Raw genomic sequence first — 22,826 nt, 5'->3', positions numbered from 1 at the left:
AAGGTGAAGCACCTCACCGTCGCGCACGCGCCGGGCGCCGAGGGTGCTCGCCTTTGCCACGCGCTGCCGTCGGGGCGGCGCAGGATCCAGCCGCCGTCGTGCCCGGCTCGTCGGCGAGCGCGGCCCGCGGGGGCCCTCGGCAGCTTGCGGTCATCGATCGGGGACGCCCTTCATTCCGATGAGTGAGCGCATGAGACGTCCGTCTCCACCAAAGGGGTGAAAGATCGGTTGTCGGGCAGCTCGTACTCTTACGGGGCGTTACTCATAGAGGAACATTCACGTTGAGCCGTGAGTTGATTCCACCCGAGAACGAGATGAAGGAGGTACCGCCATGGGCACCGAGCCCCCCGTCGTCCACGCGACGATCGTCTTCGGGCTGCGCACGTTCGGGAGCGTTCCGCTGCCGGTGCGCGCTGACCTCGAGTACGACCCGTCGGACCCGTACGCCATTTCCGTCGGCTACCACGCCGGCCCCGGTGTCGTCCGCTGGCTCTTCGGCCGCGACCTGCTCGCCGACGGCCTCATCGCGCCCGCCGGCGACGGCGACGTGCGAGTGCGCCCCGCCGCCGATGACGCCCGCGTGGTCGTCGAGCTCAACGCCCCCGACGGCTCCGCCGTGCTGGAAGCCCCGGCCGACGAACTGGCCGACTTCCTCGACCGCACCTACGACGAGGTCCCGGCCGGCGACGAGGCCCTCTGGTTCGACTTCGACCAGGAACTCGCGAAGCTCGCGCTGCGCGACTGAGTCCCCGGCACTGTCGGGGACTCCGCGCGAGTGGGTGGATTGCACCACTGAGCCGCTTGTGTCACAGGCTGGTGGTGTCGCTGGGGGTTCAGCGCCGCCGGGTGGCTCGCACCGCTGAGGTGCCTGAGCCGCCGGTTGGCCGCATCACCGGGGCTTCAAGGCCGGCCGAGGTCAGTGCCATCAGGGACACCTCGAGGCCAGGTGGTTTGCGCCACTGAGCGGCTTGCGCCACCGGCCGCGCCACATCACGAGGGCATGGGCGCCTTGGTACCCAAGCGCTACCGGGGGCTTGCGTCACCGGCCGGCCGTGTCACGAGAGCATGGGCGCCTTGGTACCTGGGCGCTACCGGTCGGCTTGACTCGCTGAGCGGCTTGCCTCAGCGAACGGCCGGATCACCGAGGCTCGCCGAAGCCCCACGTCGCTCTCGGGCTCAGCGCCGACGGCCGGCCCAGCGGACGGCGGGACCCATCGCCCACCCGGCGGCCACGAAGACCGCGCCCACCAGCAGCCAGCCCGGGGTGCCCCACTGGACCACCACGCTGCTGAGCAGGGCCGGGCCCGCCATGCGGGCCACGGACGTCCCGCTGCCGAAGAAGCCCTGGTACTGGCCCTGCCGCGAGGCGGGCGCCAGGTCGAAGCCGATTTCCCAGGTGCCGGCCGACTGCAGCATCTCCCCGAGCACCTGCAGCAGCGCGCCGACGACGAGCACCGCGACGGCCACCGTCGCCGACGACCCCGCTGCCGACAGCGCGAAGGCGACGCACGACGCGGCCAGCAGCAGCCCGGAGTGCCGCACCAGCCGCGTCGCCGAGCGCAGGCCGGTCACGCGGGTCGCGACGCGCACCTGGCCCAGCACCACCACGATCGTGTTCAGCACGAACAGGGCCGACACCGTCCACTCGGGAGCGGCGGTCCGTGAGACGATCCACAGTGGAATCGCAACGCTCAGCAACGGCATGCGCAGCAACAGAATCGCGTTCAGCAGCGTGACGAGCGCGTACGGCCGATCGCGCAGCACGGCCAGCGCCGGCTCGCCCTTGGCCCGCGGCACCGGTGCGACGGCCGGCAGCAGGCGCAGCAGCACGGCGGACACCACGAACGCGGCCGCGTCGAGGGAGAACGCGGCGACGTACGCGCCGGGCGTGTCGGCCACCAGGGCGAGGCCGCCGAGGCCCGCGCCGACGGCCAGCCCCGCGTTGCCCGCCGACTGCAAGTGCGCGCGGATCCGCGTGCGCTGCTGCGGCTCGGCCACCGCGGCCAGCAGGGCCTGGCGCACCGCGCTGACTCCACACTGCCCGGTGGCGTAACAACAAGCGGCGAGCGTGAACGTCCACGCCGAACCCGCCAACAGGAACGCCGTGATCGCCAGCCCGGTCGCCAGCGACAGCAGCACCGCCGCGCCCCGCGCACCCCGGCGGTCGGCCGCGTGCCCGAGCGGCACGCCGGCGACCGTGCCCACCGCCCAGCCCAGCGTGAGACCGAGCCCCACCTGGCCTGGTGTCAATCCGACAACGCGCGTGAAATACAGCACCGAGCACGTGAGAAAAGCACCATCGCCCAGTGAGGCGGCGAGCTGCGCGCCCGCGAGCAGGCGGCCGGGCCGCGAGCCGGTCACGGAGGCGGGGCGCTCGATCGTCGTCATGCCGTCGACGCTAGAGCCGCCTTTGGCCCTGCACCAGATCCAATTCCGCGCACAAGGACCGGGCCAATGTAGGCTGCCGGAGGTGGACTTCCACGTGACGCTCGCCGGGCGCGGCGACCTCGGCACGCGCATCTACCGCGAACTGCGCGACGCGATCCTCGACGGCCGGCTGCGCTCCGGCGAACGCCTCCCACCCACCCGTGAGCTGGCGAAACGCCTCTCGGTGTCCCGCAACACCGTCGCCGTGGCCTACGACCGGCTCACCGCCGACGGGTTCCTCACCGGCCGCGTCGGCTCCGGCACCTACGTGTCCGCCGAGCTGCCCACCGGCCGGACCAGGCACGCACCCGCCGGTTCGGCCCGGCCGCGTGAGGTGTGGCGGACACTGCCCCAGCCGGACCCGGAGGGGGCCGACCCGGAGTACGACTTCCGCGTCGGCGTCCCCGACGCACGGCTCTTCCCGATGCAAACCTGGCGCCGGCTGCTGTCGGCGGAGCTGCGCGGCATCGGTTCCGCGCACTACGGCGACCCCGCGGGCCACGCCGGGCTGCGGGCGGCGATCGCGCGCCACGTCGGCGTTTCCCGGTCCGTGCGCGCCGACGCCGACGACGTCCTCGTGACCCAGGGCGCGCAACAGGCCCTCGACCTGCTGTGCCGCGTGCTGCTCGAACCCGGCGACCGCGTCGCGATGGAAGAACCCGGTTACCGCATGGCGCGGCTGCTGTTCCGTTCGCACGGCGCCGAAATCGTCGGCGTGCCCGTGGACAGCGAGGGGTTGCAGGTCGCGGCCCTCCCCGCGCGCACGCGCCTGGTGTACGTCACGCCGTCGCACCAGTTCCCGCTCGGCACGCCGATGTCGCTCGCGCGCCGCGCCGCGCTGCTCGACTGGGCCGAGCGCACCGGCGCGATCGTGATCGAGGACGACTACGACAGCGAGTTCCGCTTCTCCGACCGGCCGCTCGAACCGTTGCAGAGCCTCGACCGCGCCGGCTGCGTCGCGTACGTCGGCTCGTTCTCCAAGACCCTGCTTCCCGTGCTGCGCCAGGGTTTCCTGATCGCTCCGGGCTCGTTGCGCGAGGCATTGCTCCACGCCCGGGAGCTGGCCGACTGGCACGGCGACCACCACACGCAGGCCGCGCTCGCCCGGTTCCTCGACGAGGGCCTGTTCGCTCGCCACATCCGCAAGGCGACGCGTGAATACTCCGCGCGCCACGAGCACATCACGTCGCTGCTGCACGAACGGTTCGCGGGACTGCTCACGCCGGTGCCCTCGGCCGCCGGGCTCCACCTCTGTGCACTGTCCGATGTGGACGCGGAACCCGTTGCGGCACGGGCGAACCAGGCCGGCGTGGGGGTGCAGTCCCTGGTGGGACTGTGCGGGGAACCGGCGCCGTCCGGGCTGGCGCTGGGCTACGGTGCCGTGGCCCCGGAGAAGATCGAGGCCGGCCTCGCGGTGCTGAGACGCGTGTTCGACGAGGGTTGACCTCACCGCGCACCGGCGTACGGTCGGAGGTGTTGGCTGTTGTTCAGACACGTGCTCCGGTCAGCGCCCCGGCAGGTTCCTGCGAGAGGAGCGCTCCATGAACACCCCGTTTTCCGCGGTCTCGATACCGGCGGAGCTCACCATCACGACCACCGACCACGAAGGCACCCGCGTACTCACCCCGGTGGGTGACCTCGACGCCGCCACCGGCCACGTCTTCGCCGAAGCACTCACCGAAGCCGTCGAGCTCGGCAAGCCCGTGGTGGCGGATCTCTCCCGCGTCGAGTTCCTCGGCTGCGCCGGCATCCGCGCGTTGTTCACCGCGCACGATCGGGCTGTTTCGTTCACCGTGGTGTGTGACGGTGCGCGCGGCGTGCGCCGCTGCCTCGACGTGACCGGCGCGTCCGGCACGTTGGCCGTGCACAGGACGCTGGCCCAGGCGCTGGCGGCCGCACTCGCGTCCTGATCGAGTTTCGGGGTCCGGAGCCTCGGGTAGGCCGGGATCATGACTGCTCACACGACGAACGTCCCGGACCTCGAGCTGAACAACGGGGTGCGCATCCCGCAGTTCGGGTTCGGCGTTTTCCAGATTCCGGAGGAAGACACCGCCGACGCCGTCCGGACCGCGCTCGAGGCGGGCTACCGCCACATCGACACCGCGCAGATGTACCGCAACGAAGCCGGGGTCGGCGAGGGCATCGAGAAGTCGGGTGTGCCCCGGGAGGAAGTCTTCGTCACCACGAAGCTCGCCAACGACGCCCAGGGGCACGACAACGCGATCAACGCGCTCGAAGGCAGCCTGCGCCGGCTCGGGCTGGAGTACGTGGACCTCTACCTGATCCACTGGCCGTTGCCGCACCAGGACAAGTACGTGCGCACCTGGGAAGGCTTCGAAGAGCTGCTGCGCGCCGGAAAGACGCGCTCGATCGGCGTGTCGAATTTCCAGGTGGAACACCTCGAAGAGCTCGCCCGCCAGACCGGCACCGTCCCGGCGGTGAACCAGATCGAGCTGCACCCCGCGTTGCAGCAGACCGAACTGCGCGCCTACCACCGCGCGCACGGCATCGCGACCGAGGCGTGGAGCCCGCTCGCGCAGGCGGCCGTGCTCTCCGACCCCGTGCTGACCGGGCTGGCGGACAAGCACGGCAAGACGACGGCCCAGGTGGTGCTGCGCTGGCACCTGCAGCTGGGCAACATCGTGTTCCCGAAGTCGGCCACGCCCTCGCGCATCCGGGAGAACATCGACGTGTTCGATTTCGAACTCGCCGACGAGGCCCTGGAGGCGATCGGCAAGCTCGACGCCGACCACCGCACGGGCCCGCACCCCGACACCTTCCGCGGCTGAACCGCCACCGAACGGGTTTTCTCCCGCTGGTCCAGGGGTAGTTCTCCGGGAGAGGCCGGAAGGAGTGTGCCGGGATGAGCACAGAAGCGTACGTCTCGTTCCTCGCCATCGGTGTGGTGCTCGTGTTGATCGACGGGCAGATCATCTACCGCAGCGGCCGCGGGTACCTGGAGAGTTCCTACGGCGACCCGACCGCGGGTGCGTCGATGACCCGCTTGGTGACAGTGCTGTTCCACCTCGTGACGCTGGGACTCCTGGCGTTGCTGTCCACGATCCCGCTCGGCGACAGCGATCTGCCCGGTGTGGTGGGCCGCGTCGGCGTGCTGCTGCTGGTGCTGGCGATCGTGCACGCCATCACGCTCGCCGTCCTGGGCCGCATCCGCGGCGAGCAGGTGGGCGAGGCCGTGGTGAACCGCAGGATCTCGCGCCGGGAAGCCGAGCAGCGGGGCACGGCGGTCACCACGGCGGTGCCGAGCCAGGAGGCGAGTTACCCGGACGTGAGCCCGCCGCTGGAGCATCGCGCGCCGTGAGCGCACCTCATGCCTCAGACTTTCGTGAACGAACCTGAGGAGTGAACGAATGAACAGACCCGTGGTCGAAATCGAACGCGAGCGCAAGTACGAGGTCGCGCAGGACACGGTGGTCCCCGAGTTCGTCGGCGGCGGGACGGTGCAGGGCCAGGACGCCCCGGCCGAGGAGAAGCTCGACGCGACGTACTACGACACAACCGAGTTCTCCCTCGTGCGCGCCGGGATCACCCTTCGCCGGCGCGTGGGCGGGCACGACGCCGGGTGGCACTTGAAGCTGCCGGTCGGGCCCGACGAGCGCGAGGAGCTGCAGGTTCCGCTCGACGCCGACGCCGACGCCGACGCCGGCAAGGTGCCGGGTGAGCTCAACCGGCTGCTGCGCGCCCACACGCTGGGCCGCAAGCTGCTGCCCATCGCGCACCTGAAGACCGACCGGTTCTCCCACCGGCTCACCGACTCGGCGGGCCAGGTCGTCGCGACGGTCACCGACGACCACGTGACCGGTGAGGTCGGCGGGAAGACGGCGCGGCTGGACCGCTGGCGTGAGATCGAGGTCGAGCTCGCGGGCGACGCCGCACCGGAACTGCTCGACGAGCTGGAGAGCACGCTGGTCGACGCCGGCGCCCGGACGTCGCGGTGGCCGTCGAAGCTGCGGCGCCTGATCGGCGACCGCGTGCCCGACGGGCAGGTGACCGGCAAGCGTCCCGACGCGGGCGAAATCGTCGGCGCCTACCTGCGGGAGCAGCTCGCGGCGCTGCAGCGTGCCGACGTCGGAGTGCGGCGCGACGTCGAGGACTCCGTGCACCAGCTGCGCGTGGCGTCGAGGAAGCTGCGCAGCGCCCTGCGGACCTTCTCGTCCATTGTGGACGACGACCGGATCCCGAACGTGACGCGCGAGCTGAAGTGGCTGGGCGGCGAGCTCAGCCCGGCGCGCGACGGCGAGGTCGTCGAGGCGCTCGTGCGCGGGTGGGTGGACGGCGCGCCGGCCGAGCTCGTGGTCGGGCCGGTGGACCAGTTCCTGACGCGGCGGTTCGCCCGCGAGGCCGTGGACGCGCGCAAGAAGGTGCTGGAGGCGTTGCGCAGCAAGCGGTACCTGGTTCTGGTGCAGGAGCTCGACGCCGTCGTGTCGGGTGTGCCGACCGACACCGGTCCCGCCCGGAGCGTGCTGCGCAAGCCGGTGCGCAAGGCCGCGGGGAACCTGAGGAAGGCGGAGCAGGCGGCACACGGGCTGTCCGGGCGGGAGCTGGAACACGCGCTGCACGACGTGCGCAAGAAGGCCAAGCGCGCCCGCTACGCGGCCGACGTGGTGCGGCCCGTGTTCGGCGGCAAGGTGCGCGGGTGGCGCAAGAACGTGAAGAACGTGCAGGAGCTGCTGGGCGAGCACCAGGACTGGGTGGTGGCGGGCCCGGTCGTGTACCGGCTCGGGGTCGACGGCCACGACGAAGGCGTGGGGTTCACGTTCGGCGTGCTCTACGGGACCGCCGGGGGAGTGCGCGCGGGCATGCGGCGGGAGTTCGTGAGCCGGTGGAAGCGGCTCGAAAAGGGGGACGCGCCGAAGTGGCTGTAGGCCGCGGATCCGAAGCCGGGGAACGCGGTGGAGCCGGGGAACGTGGGGCCGGGAGGGGCGGCGGGACGCCACCCCGAAGGTCGAGTGTGCCTACGGGCGGTGGCGGGTCGTCAAGGCTGGAAAGAGTATCTTGACAACCCGCCGCCGCCCGTGTTTCGGCTTCGGATCGGGGTGGCGGGAGGGGGCTGGGCGGATCCACGGCCGGGTGGTCGGGTGGCGGTTCGTGCAATGGGGATCCCGGCGCTGCGCCGTGGTGGGAATTTCCGGCGGGATTGAACCGCCGGACCGTGGCTTCCGTGTTGCTGGGTAGAGCGGCGTGAGGAGGCAACGTGCGGAGTCAGCGGGCGGGGGACGTGGTCGCGTTCGTGCTCCCGGGCAACGTGGACGACGTCACGGAGCCCAGCGGGGGCAACACCTACGACCGGCGGATGTGCGAAAGCCTGCCGGGCGCGGGGATGCCCGTGCTGCAGGTCGCCGTGCCCGGGTCGTGGCCCGAGCCGGGGCCGACGGGGCGCGCGCGGCTGGCGCGGGCGCTCGCGGCGCTGCCGGACCACACGACCGTGCTGATCGACGGGTTGGTCGCGTGCGGGGTCCCCGAGGTCGTGGTGCCGCACGCGCGGCGGCTGCGCCTGGGTGTGCTCGTGCACCTGCCGCTGTCCGACGAGACCGGCCTCGACCCCGTGCACGCCGCGGAGCTCGACGCGTGCGAGCGCGAGACGCTGCGGGTGGTGCGCCAGGTCGTGGCGACCAGCCCGACGGCCGCGCGCACACTGATCCGCCGCCATGGCCTCGGGCCGTCGACGGTCGCCGTCGTGGAGCCGGGCGTGGACCTGGCGCCGCTGGCGTCGGGGACCGACGGCGTGTCGCGGCTGCTGTGCGTGGCGGCGGTGACCCCGCGCAAGGGCCAGGACGTGCTCGTCGAAGCGCTGGCCCAGCTGCCCGACCTCGACCTCACCGTGGACTTCGTCGGCTCGCTGACGCGCGCGCCGGAGTACGTCGACGAGCTGCGCTGGTCCGTCGACCGCCTGGGCCTCGGCGACCGCGTCACGTTCAGCGGGCCGAAGGCCGGCGCCGAGCTCGACGCGGCGTACGACCGCGCCGACCTGGTGCTGCTGCCCTCGCACGCGGAGACCTACGGCATGGTCATCACCGAAGCCCTGGCGCGCGGCATCCCCGTGGTGGCCAGCGACGTCGGCGGGGTTCCCGACGCGCTCGGCCGCTCGTCGGACGGCGCCGTGCCCGGCCTGCTCGTCCCGCCCGGCGACCCGGGCGCCCTCGCTTCCGCGCTGCGCGGCTGGGTCACCGACGCCGAGCTGCGGCGCGACCTGCGCACGGCGGCGCTCGGCCGCGGCAGCGCACTCGAAGAGTGGGACCGCGCGGCCCGCCGCCTCACCGAAGTCCTTTCCCGCTGGCGTTCCATCCCGATCAAGGTGGCCTGATGCGTACGTTCTGGTCGTGGTTCCGAATCCTCGCCGGGTTCGCGATCATCGGGGTGCTGGCGTGGCGCCTCGGCACCGACGCGTTCCTCGACGGCCTGCGCGGGATCGGCCTGTGGCCGGTGCTGGCCGCGCTGGCGATCGGGCTGCTGACCACCGTCGTGAGCGCTTGGCGCTGGCGCGTGGTCGCATCACGGCTGGGCCTGCGGTTGCCGCTGCGCCAGGCCGTGGGGGATTACTACCGCGCCCAGTTCCTCAACGGGGTGCTGCCGGCCGGGATCCTCGGCGACGTGCACCGCGCGGTGGAACACGGGCGGAAGGCCGGTGACGTCGCGCGGGGTGTGCGAGCTGTTGTTCTGGAACGCACAGCCGGACAGGTCGTGGTGGTGGCGGCCGGACTCGCCGTGTTGATTTTCCGACCTGCGGTGTTGCCCGGGTTCGCACACGATGTGCTGACTTTCGCAGGCGCTGGTGTTCTTCTGGTCGCGATCGTGGTGCTGACGGTCGCGTGCAGCACGGGCGATCGCTGGCTGCACAGTGCGTCGAAGTGGCGGCGGGGGTTCGCGGAATCGATGGCGGACGTTCGCGCCGGGCTGCTGGGGCTGCGCACCTGGCCGCGGGTCACGGCGCTGTCGCTGGTCGCGCTGGCCGGGCACCTCACGCTGTTCGTGGTCGCGGCGCATGCGGCCGGTGCCACCGCTTCGCTGACTACGCTGCTGCCGCTGCTCGTGCTCGCGCTGCTGGCGATGGGGCTGCCGATCAACGTCGGCGGGTTCGGGCCGCGCGAAGGCGTCGCGGCGCTGGCGTTCGCCGCCGTGGGACTGGGCGCGCAGCAGGGGGTGACCGTCGCCGTCGTGTACGGGCTGCTGGGCCTGGTGTCCACGGCTCCGGGCGGGGCGGTGCTGCTGGTGCAGTGGCTCGGCTCGCTGCGTCGCCGGCCGGTGGCGCCGACCGCGTTGCCGACCCGTACCGCGGCTCCCGCGTCGGCCACGTTGCCGGAGCGTGCGCCGGCTCGGGTGCCCGCCCGGTCGGCTGCCTGACGATCACCGCGTCTCCTCGTGCGGTACCGCTCTGTCGCCTCGCAGGGTAATCTTGCTAGACAAAATTCACCTGACAAAAGTACTTGACCGACGCGTCGGACACGAGGAAAGGTGTCACCCGTCCAACCGGCGTCCGTTCCAGGGCGCCCATCGGAGGGAGACAGAGTGCGGATCGCGGTCATCGGCCTGGGAGTCATGGGCCTCCCGATGTCGCTGAACCTGGTCAAGGCGGGCTTCGACGTCGTGGGCTTCACCCGTACCGCGGACAGAGGCCGTCCGCTGGCCGAGGGTGGTGGCTCGCTCGCGCCGTCGCTGGCCGAAGCCGTTGCCGGCGCCGACGTGGTGGTCACGGTGCTGCCCGACAGTCCTGACGTGCAGGCCGTGTACGCCGACGTCTTCACGGCGGCCGCCGCCGGCACGCTGCTGGTCGACATGAGCACGATCCGCCCCGACGTCGCCCGTGAGCTGCACGAACGCGCCGCGGAAGTGTCGATGCCGATGCTCGACGCGCCCGTGAGCGGCGGCGAGGCCGGTGCGAAGGAGGGCAAGCTGTCGATCATGGTCGGCGGCTCGCCCGAGACGCTGGAGCGCGCGCGGCCGGTGCTCGAGGCGATGGGCACGACGATCGTGCTCGTCGGCGGCCCCGGCAGCGGCCAGACGGTGAAGGCGGCCAACCAGCTGCTCGTCGCGGGCACGCTGCAGCTCGTGTCCGAGGCGCTCGTGTTCCTGGAGACGCACGGCGTGGACCTCGCGCCGGCCGTCGACGTTCTCGGCGGCGGCCTCGCGGGCAGCACCGTGCTGGCGCGCAAGGGCGAGGCGATGCTGGCCGGGAGGTTCGAGCCCGGCTTCCGCGTGGACCTGCACCACAAGGACCTCGAGATCTACCGCGCGGCCGCGAAGTCCAACGGCGTGTTCTCCCCGGCCGGCGCGCTGGTGGGGGAGCTGATGGCGTCGTTGCGCGCCACCGGTTCCGGTGGACTGGACCACTCGGCGCTGCTGACCCAGGTGGCCGCGCTGTCCGGCGTCGAGAAGTGGAGCGCGCGATGACGGGGGAGCTGCGGCTCGTCGCGAACGTCTCGCTGCTGTTCGCGGAAGTCCCTTACCTGCAACGCTTTGCGCGCGCGGCGAGTGCCGGGTTCACCGCGGTCGAGACGTGGTGGCCGTGGCCGTCGGCGGTGCCTTCTTCGTCCGAAGTGGACGATTTCGTGGCCGCGATTTCCGAGGCAGGCGTCTCTCTGACCGGCCTCAACCTCTTCGCCGGCGACATGTCCGGCGGCGAACGCGGCATCGTCTCCAACCCCGCGCGGCGCGAGGAGTTCGCGGCGAACCTCGACCTCGTCGTGGCCATCGCCGAGCGCACCGGCTGCCCGGCGTTCAACGCTCTCTACGGCCAGCGCACCCCCGGCGGCGACCCCGCCGAGGAGGACGCCGTCGCCCGCGAACAGCTCGCCACCGCGACCCGGCGCCTCGGCCAGGCCGGCGGCACCGTCCTGGTCGAACCCCTCGGCCGCGGCCTCAACGGCGCCTACCCCCTCACCACCGCCGCAGACGGCGCCCGCGTCGTCGAACAGGCCCGCGCCGACACCGGCGCGGACACCATCGGCCTCCTCTTCGACACCTTCCACCTCACCACCAGCGGCGACGACCTCAAGCGCGTCATCGACACCCACGGCTCGCTCATCGCCCACGTCCAGCTCGCCGACGCCCCCGGCCGCGGCCAACCGGGCACCGGCGACGTCGACTTCGCGGGCGTCCTGGAACACCTCTGGCAGTCGGGCTACCGCGGCAACGTGGCGTGCGAGTACAAACCGACGGTGCCGACGGAGGAATCCCTGGCATGGGTTGAGGGAGTTCCCCACCTGGGCTGGTGATCGCGGTCGGGCTGCCGCGCGGGCCGGCTTGGGTAGCCGGCCGGCGCGGTCGCCTGGCTTCGGGCGGCCGCGTGCGAGGCATGCCAGGCTGCCGTGAGCGGGCGACGCGCACGCGAAGGCGCGTGCGGCCGGACCGCGGTGGCAGGCGGGTCGTTTCAGTGGCCGTCGGCTCGGTAGACCGTGTTTCGTCGGGCCGCCGATGCGGACCGGCTTTCCGGCCGTGGTGGGCGAACTCGTGGCCAGTAGGCGTTCTTCAAGCGCGGTCGCCGGCCGCAGATTCGGGCGCAGTGGTGGCGTTCCCGTCCCGGCGGCCACTCCACGAGAACCGGCGGTCCAGACCACACCGAGCACTGAATCCCGCCCGGCGACAGTCAGACTGCGACTCCCGCGCGTTTGGCCGCGTCGGCGAGGAGCATGTCGCGGCAGCCGTGCAGGTCGGCGCGCATGGCTGCTTCCGCGATGGTCCCGTCGCCTTCGCGGATGGCCTCGACGATGGCCGCGTGGCGGGCCGTGAGCTCGACGAGGTCGGTGGAGGCGGTGCGGCGGACCTGGGCGATGCAGAGCTGCGCCTCGCCCATCACGGTGCCGTGCATGCGCTGCAGGCGGGGGCTGCCGGCGGCCGCGACGAGGGCGCGGTGGAACGCGACGTCGGCCTCGGTGTGGTCGGAATGCAGCGCCTGTTCGGCGGCGACGCGCATCATGTTGAGCGCCTGCTGGGCTTCGGCGGGCACGGTCCTGGTTTCGGCGAGCGTGCGCACCGCGAGGGTTTCCACGGGCTCGCGGCTGAAGTAGATGTCGCGGATGTCCTCAGTGGACAGCTGCGGCACGATCGAGCTGCGCCGCGGGCCACGGCGGAGCAGGCCTTCGGCGACGAGCCGGTCGAGGCCGGCCTTGGCGGTGGGGCGCGCGACGTCGAATCGGTTCGCCACCCACGCCTCCGTGAGCCGGAGACCGGGAGCGACCTCGCCGCGGATGATCTGCTGGCGAAGTGCGTCGCTGAGCGACTCGGTCAATGACGGTGATCCGAGTACCGACGACACCGCTGGCACCTCCTGTGGTTGATCCCTCGTGTGTCCGCCGCCCCCCTGCACCGGCGCCGCAGCGCCACGCCCCGGCCAAGGTCGGGCCGGGAAACGACAGCGTCCCCAGTGTAGGCGAGTGCGCACTGATCCACCCGGACGAGGTACGACAAGTCCGGCTCTGCAGAAATACTTGTCAGACAAAATTGGTCAGTCAAGTACTTGACGCATACCGAACCGGTGGGGCACTGTGAGCGCTGATCGACAGGCAGCTCAACAGTGCCGTTGGACTGAGGAGTCCCCATGAAGAAGCTGGTGCTCTCGCTGGCCGCAGGCGTCGCCGTGGCGACCGCACTGAGCGGCTGCTCGAACACAGACACCCCGGTCGGCGCTCCGGCCGGATCCGCCGCCGCGAGCCAGCCGGCCGCGGCGGCCGTGGCCCCCGCGGCGGTCGACCCCGCGATCAAGGCGCTCGTCCCCGCCGACATCGCGGCGGCCGGCACGATCAACGGCGGCGCGAACTTCCAGGCCGCCCCCATGGCCATGTACGAAACCGGCACCAAAACGCCCACCGGCGCGGTGGTGAAGCTCGTGGAGCACGCCGCCGGGATGATGGGCCTGAAGGTCGCCTGGCAGCAGGTGCTCTACCCCGACCAGCTGCCGGCCATGCAGGCGGGCAAGATCGTGGTGAGCGGCTCGGCCAGCGCGGCCAACGCCGACATCATCGCCAAGGCCAACGTCGTCGGCGCGTTCAAGAACCTCCAGGGCATCCTGGCCACGGCCGACAAGGCCTCGCAGTTCGAGACGCTCGACGCCGTGTGCGGCAAGAAGATCGGGCTCGGCAAGGCCGCGGCCGCGACCGTCGCGATCTTCAACGACATCGTCAAGCACTGCACGCAGGGCGGCAAACCGGCCCCGCAGATGATCGGCCTCTCGGCGACCGCGGACATCGTGCTCGCCGTGCAGTCCGGGCGGGTCGACGGCGGCATGATCCCCACGCCGACCGTCGTCTACACGGCGCAGCAGTCGCAGGGCAAGCTCGTGGCCACCAAGGCCAACGACGCCATCGCCGAGCAGATCGACGAGGGCGACGAGGGCTTCACCATCGCCCAGAACCAGCCGAAGCTCGCCGCCGCGTTCCAGGCCGCCGTCAACGCGATGATCAAGGACGGCAGCTACGCCAAGATCCTCACCGGCTTCGGTCTGCCGCAGAACCAGCTGGTGTCCACCGCGACCCTGAACCAGGCCACCAAATGACCACCGAAATCCACCCCGGGCCGCGGTTCACCCGCGCCGACCCGATCCCGCAGCAGCACGCCGTGCGCTCGCCCGTCGGCCGGATCGTCTCCTGGCTGGCGCTGGCGGTCGTGCTGCTGATCATCCTGAACACGTTGCTGCACAACGACAACATCCACCTCTCGGTGATCGGCCGCTACCTGTTCGACTGGCGGATCCTCGAAGGCGTGCTCGGCGCGATCGCGCTCGCCCTGGTGTCGTTCGTGGTGGCCTCGATCATCGGCGTCGTCGTCGGGTACATGCGGGTCAGCCGCAACCCGGTGGCGCGCACGGCGAGCTGGCTGTACGTGTGGTTCTTCCGCAGCGTGCCGCTGATCGTGTTCATCCTGATCTTCGGCAACTTCGCGCTCTTCCTGCCGCGGCTCGGGATCGGGCTGCCGTTCACCGACCTGAGCCTCTGGTCCGTCTCGACGAACTCGGTGCTCGTGCCGATGGTCGCCGGCGGCGTCGCGCTCTCGCTCGAACAGGGCGCCTACCTGGCCGAGATCGTGCGGGCCGGAACCCAGTCGGTGTCCGAGTCGCAGCGCGAGGCGGCCGCGGCGATGGGGCTGAGCACGTGGCAGATCGAACGCAAAGTCGTGCTGCCGCAGGCGATCCCGGTGATGATCCCGCCCGCCGGGAGCACGTTCGTGATGCTGCTGAAGTCGACGTCGCTGGTCTACGCGATCGCCGGCACGGAGGTGCTGGGCGTCGCCGAGCAGATCGCGTCGCAGAACCTCGCGACGATGGAAATGCTGTTCGTCGCCTCGATCTGGTACCTCGTGCTGACGAGCCTTGCCAGCGTCGGCCAGCGCTACCTCGAGCGCCGGGCCGGCGCCTACCGACGGCGCGTCCGCACGCCCGACGCGGTCATCGCCACGGAAGGAGACGCCGGTGCTCGCAGCGCATGAGAACAAAGCGCAGGAGAACGCGAAGCAGACCCGCGCGGACCTGCTGGAGATCGTCGGCGTCGGCAAGAGCTACGGCGAGGCGAAGATCCTCGACGGCGTCGACGTGACGCTCGGCGAGGGCCAGGTCGCGTGCCTGATCGGCCCGTCCGGCTCCGGCAAGAGCACGCTTTTGCGGTGTGTCAACGGGTTGCTCACCCCCGACGAAGGCCACGTGCTGCTCGACGGCGAGATCATCGGGCGCGTGGTGCGCGGCGGGAAGCTGCACGACATGCCGCGCAAGAAGCTGCTCGAACAGCGCCGCCGCTTCGGCGTGGTGTTCCAGCACTTCGAGCTGTTCCCGCACCTCACCGCGCTCGGCAACCTCACGCTCGCGCCGCTGCTGCACGGCGAGCTCGAACGCGAGGAAGCCGAGGAACGCGCGCTGGCGATCCTCGACCGCGTCGGCCTCAAGCACCGCGCCCACGCCCACCCGGTGCAGCTGTCCGGCGGGCAGCAGCAGCGCGTGGCGATCGCGCGGGCGCTGATGCAGCGGCCGGACGTGATGCTGTTCGACGAGCCGACGTCGGCGCTCGACCCCGAGCTCGTCGGCGAGGTGCTGCGCGTGATGCGCGAGCTGGCCGCCGACGGCATGACGATGGTCGTGGTCACGCACGAAATGCGCTTCGCCCGTGAAGTGGGCGATCAGGTGGTGTTCCTGGCCGACGGCAAGGTCGTCGAGGCCGGGCCGCCCGCCGAGTTCTTCGACAACCCCCGCACGGACCGAGCCCGTGCCTTCCTGAGCCAGCTGTAGTCCCGAAGAAGAGGAGCCACGCCGATGCCCGGCACCTACGACCCGTCGACCATGCCGAACGACCTGGAGTTCGTGAAGTACGAGAAGAAGGGCCACGTCGCGTACATCACGATCAACCGGCCCGAGGTGCGCAACGCGCTGCACACCTACACCTATCGCGAGCTGCGCCGCGTGTGGCTCGACATGCAGCGCGACCCCGAGGTGCGGGTCGGCATCCTGACCGGCGAGGGCAAGGCGTTCTGCGCCGGGCGCGACATCAAGTTCCTCGCCGAGTACCAGGCGCGCGGCGAGCAGACGCCGCACGAGGACCCGGCGAACCCCGCGTACTACTGGGGCGGCGGCGGGATGCCGTACGACGCGAACCTCGACAAGCCGCTCATCGCCGCGATCAACGGGTTCGCCGTCGGCGTCGGTCTGACGCTCGTGATGCAGTGCCAGCTGCGCGTGATGGCCGACGACGCGTGGCTCGGCGACCAGCACACCAACGTCGGGCGCCTCGGCTCGCCGCAGGCGAAGTTCCTCGCGCTGCCCCGCGCCACCGCGGCGTTCCTGACGCTGTGCAACGGCCGGCTGACCGCGCAGGACTGCTACAGCCAGGGCATCGTCAACAAGGTCGCCCCGCAGAGCGAGATCATGGCGAAAGCCGAGGAGCTCGCGGCCATGGTGGTGGCGGGTTCGCCGCACGCCGTGCAGGCCGCCACCCGCGTGTACCGGATCTCGTCGCTCAACCCGGCGCTCGACGAGTACACCCGCCAGCTCGACCGCGACGTCGCCGCCACCGACGACTCGAAGGAAGGCAGCCGCGCGTTCGTCGAGCGCCGCGCCCCCGTCTGGCAGAACAAGTGACGCCGCTGCAACGCATCCTGGCCCCGCGTTCGGTCGCGGTGGTCGGGGCGAGCGACCGGCAGGGCAACCGCGGTGGCACGGCGGCGGCCCTCATGCGGAAGTTCGGCTTCGCCGGCGACGTGTACCCGGTGCACCCCGCCGCGGAGACCGTCGCCGGCTACCCGGCCGTCCGCTCGATCGGCGAGCTGCCGTCCGGCGTCGACGTGGCGATCATCGGCCTCGGCGCCGCCAACGTGTCCGGGGTCGTGCGCGAGCTGCACGAGGCCGGGATCCCCGGTGCGATCGCGTGGGCCGGCGGGTTCAGCGAGAACGGTCCCGAGGGCGAGCGGCTGCAGGCCGAGCTGGCCGCCACGGTCCGGGAGACCGGTGTGCGGCTGATCGGGCCCAACTGCCTCGGCGTGGTCAACACGGCGATCGGGTTCACGGGCACGTTCGCGACCTGGCTGCGTGGCGCCGACAAGCTGCTGACCAGCGGCATCGCCATGGTCAGCCAGAGCGGCGGGCTCGCGGCCAACGCGCACGCGTGGTCGCAGGAGTCCGGCATCGGTTTCCGGTACATGATCAGCACGGGCAACGAAGTCGACCTCGGGGTCGTCGACCTGCTCGAGACCGTGGTCGAGGACCCGGGCACCGAGATCGTGCTGGCGTACCTGGAAGGCGTGCGCGACGGCCGGCGGTTCGCGAAGATGCTGCGCCGGGCGCGCGAGCTCGGCAAGCCGGTGCTGGTGCTGAAGGTGGGCCACTCGGCCGCGAGCGCGGCGGCCATCGCCGCGCACACCGGAGCGTTGGCCGGCGAGACGCGGGTGTGGGACGCGTTGCTGGAGGCGGAAGGTGCCGTGCAGGTGCATTCCGTGGAGCAGCTGCTCGAGACCGCCGGGTACCTCCACGGCCGCGCGGGGCTGCCGCCGCTGCGGGGCCGCCGGGTCGTGATCATGGGCCATGGCGGGGGTGCCGGGGTGCTGGCGTCCGACCAGTGCGCGTTGGCCGGGCTGGAAGTTCCCGCGCTGTCGGCGGAAACGCGGGCCGCCTTGGCGCCGACGATGCCGGAGATCGCGTCGACGAAGAACCCGGTCGACCTCACGCCCGAGGCGTACGTGCAGGAGAAGTGGCGCTCGCAGCTGTCGTCCACGTTGGCCGCGGTGGCCGCTTCCGGGGAAGCCGATGTGCTGCTGACGCAGTTCAGTGTGGGCGAGATCGTGTACCCCGAGGACATCGCCGGGCCGGTGATCGACCTGCACCGCAAGGGCGAGCTGGCGGTCGCCGTCTACTCGCGCGGCGCGACGGCCGAGGCCGTGAAGCTGTACACGGACGCGGGGCTGCACGTGTTCGACGACCAGCGCGTGGCGGTCGAGACGCTGGGCCTGCTCACGGGTCCGATTCGGACGGACGACGAGGTTTCGCGGACGATCCTGGCCGCCGCGCCGGGGCTGGTGACGCCGGTCGTCGACGCGACGCTGCCCGCCGTGTCGAGTGGCGACGTGGTGGCGGAGCACGAGGTGCACCGGCTGCTGGCGGAGGCGGGCTTCGACGTGCTGCGCGGTGAAACCGCCCACTCGGCCGAGGAAGCCGGGGCGCTGGCGGAGAAACTCGGCTTCCCCGTGGTACTGAAAGCGCTCTCTCCGCAGATCACGCATCGTGCGGCGGTCGGCCTGGTGCGCCTGAGTGTCGGCGATCGGGCCACGGCGGAACAGACGTACCGCGAGCTTGCGGCGCGCACGGAGGCGTTGGGCGCGGATCTGCTGGGTGTGCTCGTGCAGCAGTCCGCCGTCGGCGGCACGGAGCTGCTCGTGTCGGGATTCCGAGACCCGGTGTTCGGGCCGGTCGTGTCGTGCGGCGCCGGGGGAGTGGCGACTGAGCTGATCGACGACGTCAGCTTCGCCCTGGCGCCGTTGGACGAAGCCGCGGCGCTGGCGTTGCTGCGGCGGCTGCGGACCACGGGGAAGTCGAAAGGGCTTTCCCTGCAGGACGCGGGCGCGCGGGCGGTGGCGTTCCTCGTGCGGTTCTCCCGGTTCGTCGAAACCCTGCCGTGGCCGGGTTTCGTGCTGGAGCTGAACCCGGTGTCGGTGACCGCCGACCGCGCGGTGGCGCTCGACGGGCTGCTGGTCGTGAGCGAGGCGGGACAGTGACGGATCTGCTGCTGGCCGGTGGTGAAGTGGTCGACGCCGGGGCCGGGCTTTCCGGACGGCTCGACGTGGCCGTGACCGGCTCGGTCATCACGGCGATCGGGCCCGACCTCGATCGCTCCGGCGCCGCGCGCGTGGTGGACGTGACCGGGAGCCTCGTCACGGCGGGGCTCGTCGACCTGCACACGCACGTGTTCGCGCCCGGCTCGGCGCTCAGCGTGGACCCGGACGTCGCCGGCGTGCTCTCGGGTGTCACGACGGTCATCGACGCGGGCAGCTCCGGCGCGGAGAACTTCGCGGAGTTCAAGGCGCTGCTGCCGTCGTGCCGCACGCGAGTGGTGCCGTTCGTCCACATCGGACGACGCGGGCTCGCGGTGAAACCCGACGTGACCACCGCCGCGGACCTCGACCCCGACGGCGTGCGCCGCGTGCTGGCCGAGAACCCCGGCCTGGTGCGGGGGATCAAGGTGCGCATGGTGTCGCCCGCGTTGCAGGGGCCGGGCCTGGACATGCTCCGGACCGCCCGCGCGGTGGCGCGGGAGGCGGGGGTGCCGCTGATGGTGCACGTGGGCGACATCGGCGGCCTTGCCGGCCCGCGCGTCGGCCCGGAGACGCTCGACCTGCTCGACGCCGGCGACATCGTCACGCACGTCTACACCGCCAACCCCGGCGGGGTGCTGGACGCCGAGGGCGTCGTGCTGCCCGAAGCGCTGGCCGCCGCTTCGCGTGGGGTGCTGTTCGACTCGGCGCACGGCTGCAAGAACCTGTCGTTCGACGTCGCCCGCCGGGTGCTCGACCAGGGGATTCCGCTGCACGCGGTGAGCACGGACATGACGCTCACCGGCCACGGCGAGATCGTCTTCAGCCTCACCGAGGTGCTCAGCCGCTACCTCGCGCTGGGCTTCAGCGTGCCCGAGGTGCTCGCCCTGGCCACGGCGGGCCCGGCCGCGGCCGCCGGCATCGCCGACCGCGCGGGCCGTCTCGAGGTCGGGCGCCCGGCCGACCTGTCGGTGCTCGACCTCGTCTCCGGCGACTGGTCGGTCTCCGACTCGGTGGGCGCTTCGCTGCGGCTGGACCGCGCGTTCGTGCCCGTGCTGACCGTGCGCGGCGGCGAGGTGGTGGAGCCGGGGGAGGCGCCGCACGCGTGGGGCTGGGCGCCGACGCCGACGGAGCCGGCGAAGGTGCGCTGACCCGGCTCAGCCCGCGTGGAGGCGCGCTTCGGCGCGGGTGGGCTGGAAGAGCTCGACCGGGTTGGCGGACGGATCCTCGATCAGCACCTGCCGTCCGCCGACCCCGTCGACGACCGGGCCGCGGAACGCCACCCCGGCCGCGCGCAGCCGTGCGACCTCGGCGTCGAGGTCCTCGACCTGCAGCGCGAACCGGTTCCAGCCGCCCGGCTCGGGCACCCGCCCGTCCGGCAGGGCCTGGCCGCCGCCGGGCCCGCCTCCCGGCGCGCTGAGCAGCAGCCGCAGCTCACCGCGGTCGAGCATCGCGAAGGCCGGAGCGGGGTGCATCACCTCGGTGAACCCGAGGTGGTCGCGGTAGAACCCGATCGCGGCGTCGACGTCGTCCACGAAGTAGCGGACGCTGACTGTGCCCATGGCAGCCTCCCGAAGGACTCACGATACCTACGCCCGGCTGAAGCGCGCGCCCCATTCGTGTACGCGTTCCTGCAGTTCCGGTGGTGTCACCACGCGGAAGTCGGCGCCGGTGACGCCGAGGGCGAGCATGGGCCAGTCCAGGGAGTCGGCGGTCATCAGGACCCGGCATTGCCCACCGTCCAGCTCCTCGACCGTGGTCCACTGGCCGATGCGTTCGCGCACGGTGGTGGCCGGCGCGGCCACGACGACCTCCACCCGGTACGGCCGCGCGACGTTGTCGAGGCCGGCGCGGACGAACTCGGCGGCGTCGGCCGCGGGCAGCTCGCGCGGGCGGAACGGGGCGCCGGTGCCGCGGGGGTCGCTGAGGCGGTCGACCCGGAAGCTGCGCCAGTCGTGGCGGGTGAGGTCGTAGGCGACGAGGTACCAGCGGCGGCCCACCGGGACGAGGCGAAGCGGCTCGACGTGCCGGTCGGTCTGCCGGCCACCCGCAGCGGTGTAGGCGAACCGCAGCCGTTCGTTGTCGCGGCACGCCAGGGCGATGGCCGTGAGCACACCGGGGTCGACGCTGGGGCCGGGCGTGCCGTTCCAGCCGAGCGGCACGGTCATCGCGCGCAACGCGTCGACGCGCCGGCGCAGGCGGGCCGGCATCACCTGCACCACCTTCGCCAGCACGCGCAGCGACGACTCCGCGATGCCCTCGACCGAACCCTGCGCGGCCGCCTGCAGGCCCACCGCGAGCGCCACGGCCTCCTCGTCGTCGACGACCAGCGGCGGCAGCGTCGCGCCCGGCGCGAGCTGGTAGCCGCCGTCGACGCCGCGCTGCGCCTCGACGGGATACCCCAGCTCACGCAGCCGGTCGACGTCACGGCGCAGCGTGCGGATCGACACCTCCAGGCGACCGGCCAGCTCGTGGCCGGGCCAGTACCGGTGCGTCTGCAGCAACGACAGCAACCGCAGGGTTCGCGAGCTCGTGTTGGCCATGAATCCAGATTCTCTCCTATTGAGGTCACAAAGTGGCCGGAATGGGTTTTACCTTAGGTTTGGCCACAGACACCGATGAGAGGACGAAGCCGTGAACGAGACCCTGACGACCGCCGTGACCACGGGCGAGCGCGCCGACCTGCTGGCGATGCTGGGCAAGCACCGCCACTTCCTGCGGTTCACCACGCGCGACCTCACCGACGACCAGGCCCGCCGGCGGACCACGGCCAGCGAGCTCACCCTCGGCGGCCTCATCAAGCACGTGGCCTCGGTGGAACGCGGCTGGGCGGAGTTCATCGTGCAGGGCCCGTCGGCCATGCCGGACTTCTCGGAGATGACCGAAGCCGACTTCGCCGAGCGCGCCAACGACTTCACCCTGCTGCCGGGCGAGACGCTGGCCGGCGTGCTGGCCGCCTACGCCGATGTAGCCGCCAAGACCGACGAGCTCGTCGCCACGCTGCCCGACCTGGGCGCGACCCAGCCGCTGCCGAAGGCCCCCTGGTTCGAGGCGAACGCGAGCTGGTCGGCGCGGCGGGTGTTCATGCACATCATCGCCGAGACCGCCCAGCACTCCGGCCACGCCGACATCATCCGCGAGTCCCTGGACGGCGCGAAGAGCATGGGCTGAACCTCAGGCGCGCCGGTAGCGCATTTCGAAGTCGTGCTTCCAGTCTTCGCCCGGCATCGCCATTTCCCACGCGCCGTCGATGCGGGTGCGGTCTGCGCTGAAGGTGCCGGTGAAGCGCTGGCGGAAGTTCAGGGGTGAGAAGTCGGCGGTTTCGCGCAGCAGTGTCCAGACGCCGTCGCGGAAGGTCATCGCGTAGAGGCGGCTCACGCCGCGGGCGTCGTGGTAGTGCTGGGTGAACGTGCCGTCGTCGTGGGCGGCGATGACGGAGAAGCTGTCCGGGGCCTCGGGCACCGGGACTTCGGTGCGCTGCGTGAGGTAGCGGCCGTCCAGGATCGGCTCGAAGACGCACCGGGCGACGGGCGGGGGCTGGTCGGCGGGTGCGTGCGGGAACAGGACGCCGACTGTCCACTCGCCGAGGAACGGGGCCAGGTCGTCGATGCTCACGCGGTGCCTCCAGGGTCAGCCGGTGCGGTCACCGAAGGATTCCAGGAGCACGCGCAGGGCGTCGGCGAGGGCGGCCTGCGCGTGCGGGTCGAGGGCGTCGAGCACCCGGTGCTCCGTGTCGAGGTGGTCGGGCAGCGCGCGGTCGATCAGCGCCCGGCCTTCGACGGTGAGGGCGACGACGATGCCGCGGCCGTCGGTTTCGCTGCGGCTGCGGGCGATCAGGCCGCGGTCCTCGAGGCGGTCGAGCCGTTGCGTCACGGCGCCGGAGGTGACCATGGCCGTGCGCATCAGCTCGGTCGGAGTGAGGCGGTGGGGCGGGTCGCTGCGGCGCAGCGTGGCGAGCACGTCGAACGACGCCGCGTCGAGGCCGTGCTTGGCGAACGTGCGGGCCAGCTCGGTGTCGATCAGGCGCGACACCCGCTTCAGCCGGCCGATCACGGCCATCGGGGACACGTCGAGGTCCGGGCGCTGCGCAGCCCACTGCGCGAGCACGGAATCCACGTGGTCGGCCATGCCGTCAGCCTAATGGGTGGCTTAGCCGTGAGGTACGT

The 22,826-nt window shown here is 71.9% G+C and carries 23 protein-coding genes; 17 read left to right on the top strand and 6 right to left on the bottom strand.

Going from position 1 to position 22,826, the window contains the following annotated elements; genetic code table 11:
• The first annotated feature begins 331 nt into the window (after positions 1-331).
• Entirely contained in the window at positions 332-745 is a 414-nt protein-coding gene (locus AB0878_RS39720; RefSeq protein ID WP_220238926.1) for an SsgA family sporulation/cell division regulator, read from the top strand.
• A 431-nt stretch (positions 746-1,176) separates the two neighbouring features.
• Here the strand turns inward: AB0878_RS39720 and AB0878_RS39715 are convergent, their stop codons facing one another.
• Positions 1,177-2,388, bottom strand: coding sequence for an MFS transporter (locus AB0878_RS39715; RefSeq protein WP_366586387.1), 1,212 nt, complete (start codon positions 2,386-2,388; stop codon positions 1,177-1,179).
• A gap of 82 nt (positions 2,389-2,470) precedes the next feature.
• Between AB0878_RS39715 and AB0878_RS39710 the strand changes: the two genes are divergently transcribed.
• From AB0878_RS39710 to AB0878_RS39670, 9 genes are all read left to right on the top strand, one after another.
• Positions 2,471-3,871, top strand: a complete 1,401-nt coding sequence (locus AB0878_RS39710) for a PLP-dependent aminotransferase family protein (protein WP_366586385.1) — start codon at positions 2,471-2,473, stop codon at positions 3,869-3,871.
• Between the two features lie 97 nt (positions 3,872-3,968).
• On the top strand, positions 3,969-4,337 hold the full coding sequence (locus AB0878_RS39705) for an STAS domain-containing protein (protein ID WP_366586382.1): 369 nt from the start codon (positions 3,969-3,971) through the stop codon (positions 4,335-4,337).
• Positions 4,338-4,376: 39 nt separating this feature from the next.
• Entirely contained in the window at positions 4,377-5,216 is an 840-nt protein-coding gene (locus AB0878_RS39700) for an aldo/keto reductase (protein WP_366586380.1), read from the top strand.
• A 74-nt stretch (positions 5,217-5,290) separates the two neighbouring features.
• Positions 5,291-5,746 (top strand): hypothetical protein, encoded by a 456-nt coding sequence (locus AB0878_RS39695; RefSeq protein WP_366586378.1) that lies wholly within the window; start codon positions 5,291-5,293, stop codon positions 5,744-5,746.
• Positions 5,747-5,795: 49 nt separating this feature from the next.
• The gene (locus tag AB0878_RS39690) at positions 5,796-7,310 is read left to right on the top strand and encodes a CYTH and CHAD domain-containing protein (protein ID WP_366586375.1); all 1,515 of its coding nucleotides are present in this window, start codon (positions 5,796-5,798) and stop codon (positions 7,308-7,310) included.
• Positions 7,311-7,639: 329 nt separating this feature from the next.
• A complete protein-coding gene (locus tag AB0878_RS39685; protein WP_366586372.1) occupies positions 7,640-8,749 on the top strand; it encodes a glycosyltransferase family 4 protein in 1,110 nt (369 codons plus the stop codon).
• Entirely contained in the window at positions 8,749-9,786 is a 1,038-nt protein-coding gene (locus AB0878_RS39680; RefSeq protein ID WP_366586370.1) for a lysylphosphatidylglycerol synthase transmembrane domain-containing protein, read from the top strand. Before AB0878_RS39685 ends, AB0878_RS39680 begins: the two co-directional genes overlap by 1 nt.
• 165 nt (positions 9,787-9,951) lie before the next feature.
• On the top strand, positions 9,952-10,833 hold the full coding sequence (locus AB0878_RS39675; protein ID WP_366586367.1) for an NAD(P)-dependent oxidoreductase: 882 nt from the start codon (positions 9,952-9,954) through the stop codon (positions 10,831-10,833).
• Complete coding sequence (locus AB0878_RS39670; protein WP_366586365.1) at positions 10,830-11,657, top strand: TIM barrel protein; 828 nt, start codon at positions 10,830-10,832, stop codon at positions 11,655-11,657. The genes AB0878_RS39675 and AB0878_RS39670 overlap by 4 nt, the downstream gene beginning before the upstream one ends.
• 371 nt (positions 11,658-12,028) lie before the next feature.
• Here the strand turns inward: AB0878_RS39670 and AB0878_RS39665 are convergent, their stop codons facing one another.
• Positions 12,029-12,670 (bottom strand): GntR family transcriptional regulator, encoded by a 642-nt coding sequence (locus tag AB0878_RS39665; protein WP_366586362.1) that lies wholly within the window; start codon positions 12,668-12,670, stop codon positions 12,029-12,031.
• A gap of 309 nt (positions 12,671-12,979) precedes the next feature.
• Here AB0878_RS39665 and AB0878_RS39660 point away from each other — a divergent pair, with 309 nt between their 5' ends.
• The 6 genes from AB0878_RS39660 to AB0878_RS39635 are packed head-to-tail and all read left to right on the top strand — an operon-like array spanning position 12,980 to position 19,811.
• A complete protein-coding gene (locus AB0878_RS39660) occupies positions 12,980-13,933 on the top strand; it encodes a transporter substrate-binding domain-containing protein (protein ID WP_366586359.1) in 954 nt (317 codons plus the stop codon).
• Entirely contained in the window at positions 13,930-14,862 is a 933-nt protein-coding gene (locus AB0878_RS39655; RefSeq protein WP_366586356.1) for an amino acid ABC transporter permease, read from the top strand. Before AB0878_RS39660 ends, AB0878_RS39655 begins: the two co-directional genes overlap by 4 nt.
• Complete coding sequence (locus tag AB0878_RS39650; RefSeq protein WP_366586353.1) at positions 14,846-15,652, top strand: amino acid ABC transporter ATP-binding protein; 807 nt, start codon at positions 14,846-14,848, stop codon at positions 15,650-15,652. The genes AB0878_RS39655 and AB0878_RS39650 overlap by 17 nt, the downstream gene beginning before the upstream one ends.
• Positions 15,653-15,676: 24 nt before the next feature.
• Positions 15,677-16,498, top strand: coding sequence for an enoyl-CoA hydratase-related protein (locus AB0878_RS39645; protein ID WP_366586350.1), 822 nt, complete (start codon positions 15,677-15,679; stop codon positions 16,496-16,498).
• Complete coding sequence (locus tag AB0878_RS39640; protein WP_366586348.1) at positions 16,495-18,624, top strand: acetate--CoA ligase family protein; 2,130 nt, start codon at positions 16,495-16,497, stop codon at positions 18,622-18,624. The genes AB0878_RS39645 and AB0878_RS39640 overlap by 4 nt, the downstream gene beginning before the upstream one ends.
• A complete protein-coding gene (locus AB0878_RS39635; protein WP_366586345.1) occupies positions 18,621-19,811 on the top strand; it encodes an amidohydrolase family protein in 1,191 nt (396 codons plus the stop codon). The genes AB0878_RS39640 and AB0878_RS39635 overlap by 4 nt, the downstream gene beginning before the upstream one ends.
• Before the next feature lie 6 nt (positions 19,812-19,817).
• Here the strand turns inward: AB0878_RS39635 and AB0878_RS39630 are convergent, their stop codons facing one another.
• Both AB0878_RS39630 and AB0878_RS39625 read right to left on the bottom strand, forming a co-directional pair.
• A complete protein-coding gene (locus tag AB0878_RS39630) occupies positions 19,818-20,222 on the bottom strand; it encodes a VOC family protein (RefSeq protein WP_366586343.1) in 405 nt (134 codons plus the stop codon).
• 27 nt (positions 20,223-20,249) lie between these two features.
• On the bottom strand, positions 20,250-21,203 hold the full coding sequence (locus tag AB0878_RS39625; RefSeq protein WP_366586340.1) for a YafY family protein: 954 nt from the start codon (positions 21,201-21,203) through the stop codon (positions 20,250-20,252).
• 148 nt (positions 21,204-21,351) lie between these two features.
• On the opposite strand from AB0878_RS39625, the gene AB0878_RS39620 reads away from it, so the two are divergent.
• The gene (locus tag AB0878_RS39620) at positions 21,352-21,831 is read left to right on the top strand and encodes a DinB family protein (protein ID WP_366586508.1); all 480 of its coding nucleotides are present in this window, start codon (positions 21,352-21,354) and stop codon (positions 21,829-21,831) included.
• Positions 21,832-21,834: 3 nt separating this feature from the next.
• Here the strand turns inward: AB0878_RS39620 and AB0878_RS39615 are convergent, their stop codons facing one another.
• Entirely contained in the window at positions 21,835-22,275 is a 441-nt protein-coding gene (locus tag AB0878_RS39615; RefSeq protein WP_366586337.1) for a hypothetical protein, read from the bottom strand.
• A 15-nt stretch (positions 22,276-22,290) separates the two neighbouring features.
• Positions 22,291-22,788 (bottom strand): MarR family transcriptional regulator, encoded by a 498-nt coding sequence (locus AB0878_RS39610; RefSeq protein ID WP_366586334.1) that lies wholly within the window; start codon positions 22,786-22,788, stop codon positions 22,291-22,293.
• Positions 22,789-22,826: the final 38 nt, after the last annotated feature.

The organism is Amycolatopsis sp. NPDC047767, from assembly GCF_040704195.1.
Taxonomy (GTDB): Bacteria; Actinomycetota; Actinomycetes; order Mycobacteriales; family Pseudonocardiaceae; genus Amycolatopsis.
The sequence above is the reverse complement of the archived record's forward strand: the minus strand, read 5'-3'. Positions and strand labels throughout refer to the sequence as shown.

Bases quoted from the DNA above. Each gene is read 5' to 3' on its own strand.
- AB0878_RS39715 (WP_366586387.1), bottom strand. From the start codon at position 2,388: ATGACGACGATCGAGCGCCCCGCCTCCGTGACCGGCTCGCGGCCCGGC.
- AB0878_RS39680 (WP_366586370.1), top strand. From the start codon at position 8,749: ATGCGTACGTTCTGGTCGTGGTTCCGAATCCTCGCCGGGTTCGCGATC.
- AB0878_RS39630 (WP_366586343.1), bottom strand. From the start codon at position 20,222: ATGGGCACAGTCAGCGTCCGCTACTTCGTGGACGACGTCGACGCCGCG.
- AB0878_RS39695 (WP_366586378.1), top strand. From the start codon at position 5,291: ATGAGCACAGAAGCGTACGTCTCGTTCCTCGCCATCGGTGTGGTGCTC.
- AB0878_RS39610 (WP_366586334.1), bottom strand. From the start codon at position 22,788: ATGGCCGACCACGTGGATTCCGTGCTCGCGCAGTGGGCTGCGCAGCGC.
- AB0878_RS39700 (WP_366586380.1), top strand. From the start codon at position 4,377: ATGACTGCTCACACGACGAACGTCCCGGACCTCGAGCTGAACAACGGG.
- AB0878_RS39690 (WP_366586375.1), top strand. From the start codon at position 5,796: ATGAACAGACCCGTGGTCGAAATCGAACGCGAGCGCAAGTACGAGGTC.
- AB0878_RS39620 (WP_366586508.1), top strand. From the start codon at position 21,352: ATGCTGGGCAAGCACCGCCACTTCCTGCGGTTCACCACGCGCGACCTC.
- AB0878_RS39720 (WP_220238926.1), top strand. From the start codon at position 332: ATGGGCACCGAGCCCCCCGTCGTCCACGCGACGATCGTCTTCGGGCTG.
- AB0878_RS39655 (WP_366586356.1), top strand. From the start codon at position 13,930: ATGACCACCGAAATCCACCCCGGGCCGCGGTTCACCCGCGCCGACCCG.
- AB0878_RS39670 (WP_366586365.1), top strand. From the start codon at position 10,830: ATGACGGGGGAGCTGCGGCTCGTCGCGAACGTCTCGCTGCTGTTCGCG.
- AB0878_RS39645 (WP_366586350.1), top strand. From the start codon at position 15,677: ATGCCCGGCACCTACGACCCGTCGACCATGCCGAACGACCTGGAGTTC.
- AB0878_RS39625 (WP_366586340.1), bottom strand. From the start codon at position 21,203: ATGGCCAACACGAGCTCGCGAACCCTGCGGTTGCTGTCGTTGCTGCAG.
- AB0878_RS39660 (WP_366586359.1), top strand. From the start codon at position 12,980: ATGAAGAAGCTGGTGCTCTCGCTGGCCGCAGGCGTCGCCGTGGCGACC.
- AB0878_RS39705 (WP_366586382.1), top strand. From the start codon at position 3,969: ATGAACACCCCGTTTTCCGCGGTCTCGATACCGGCGGAGCTCACCATC.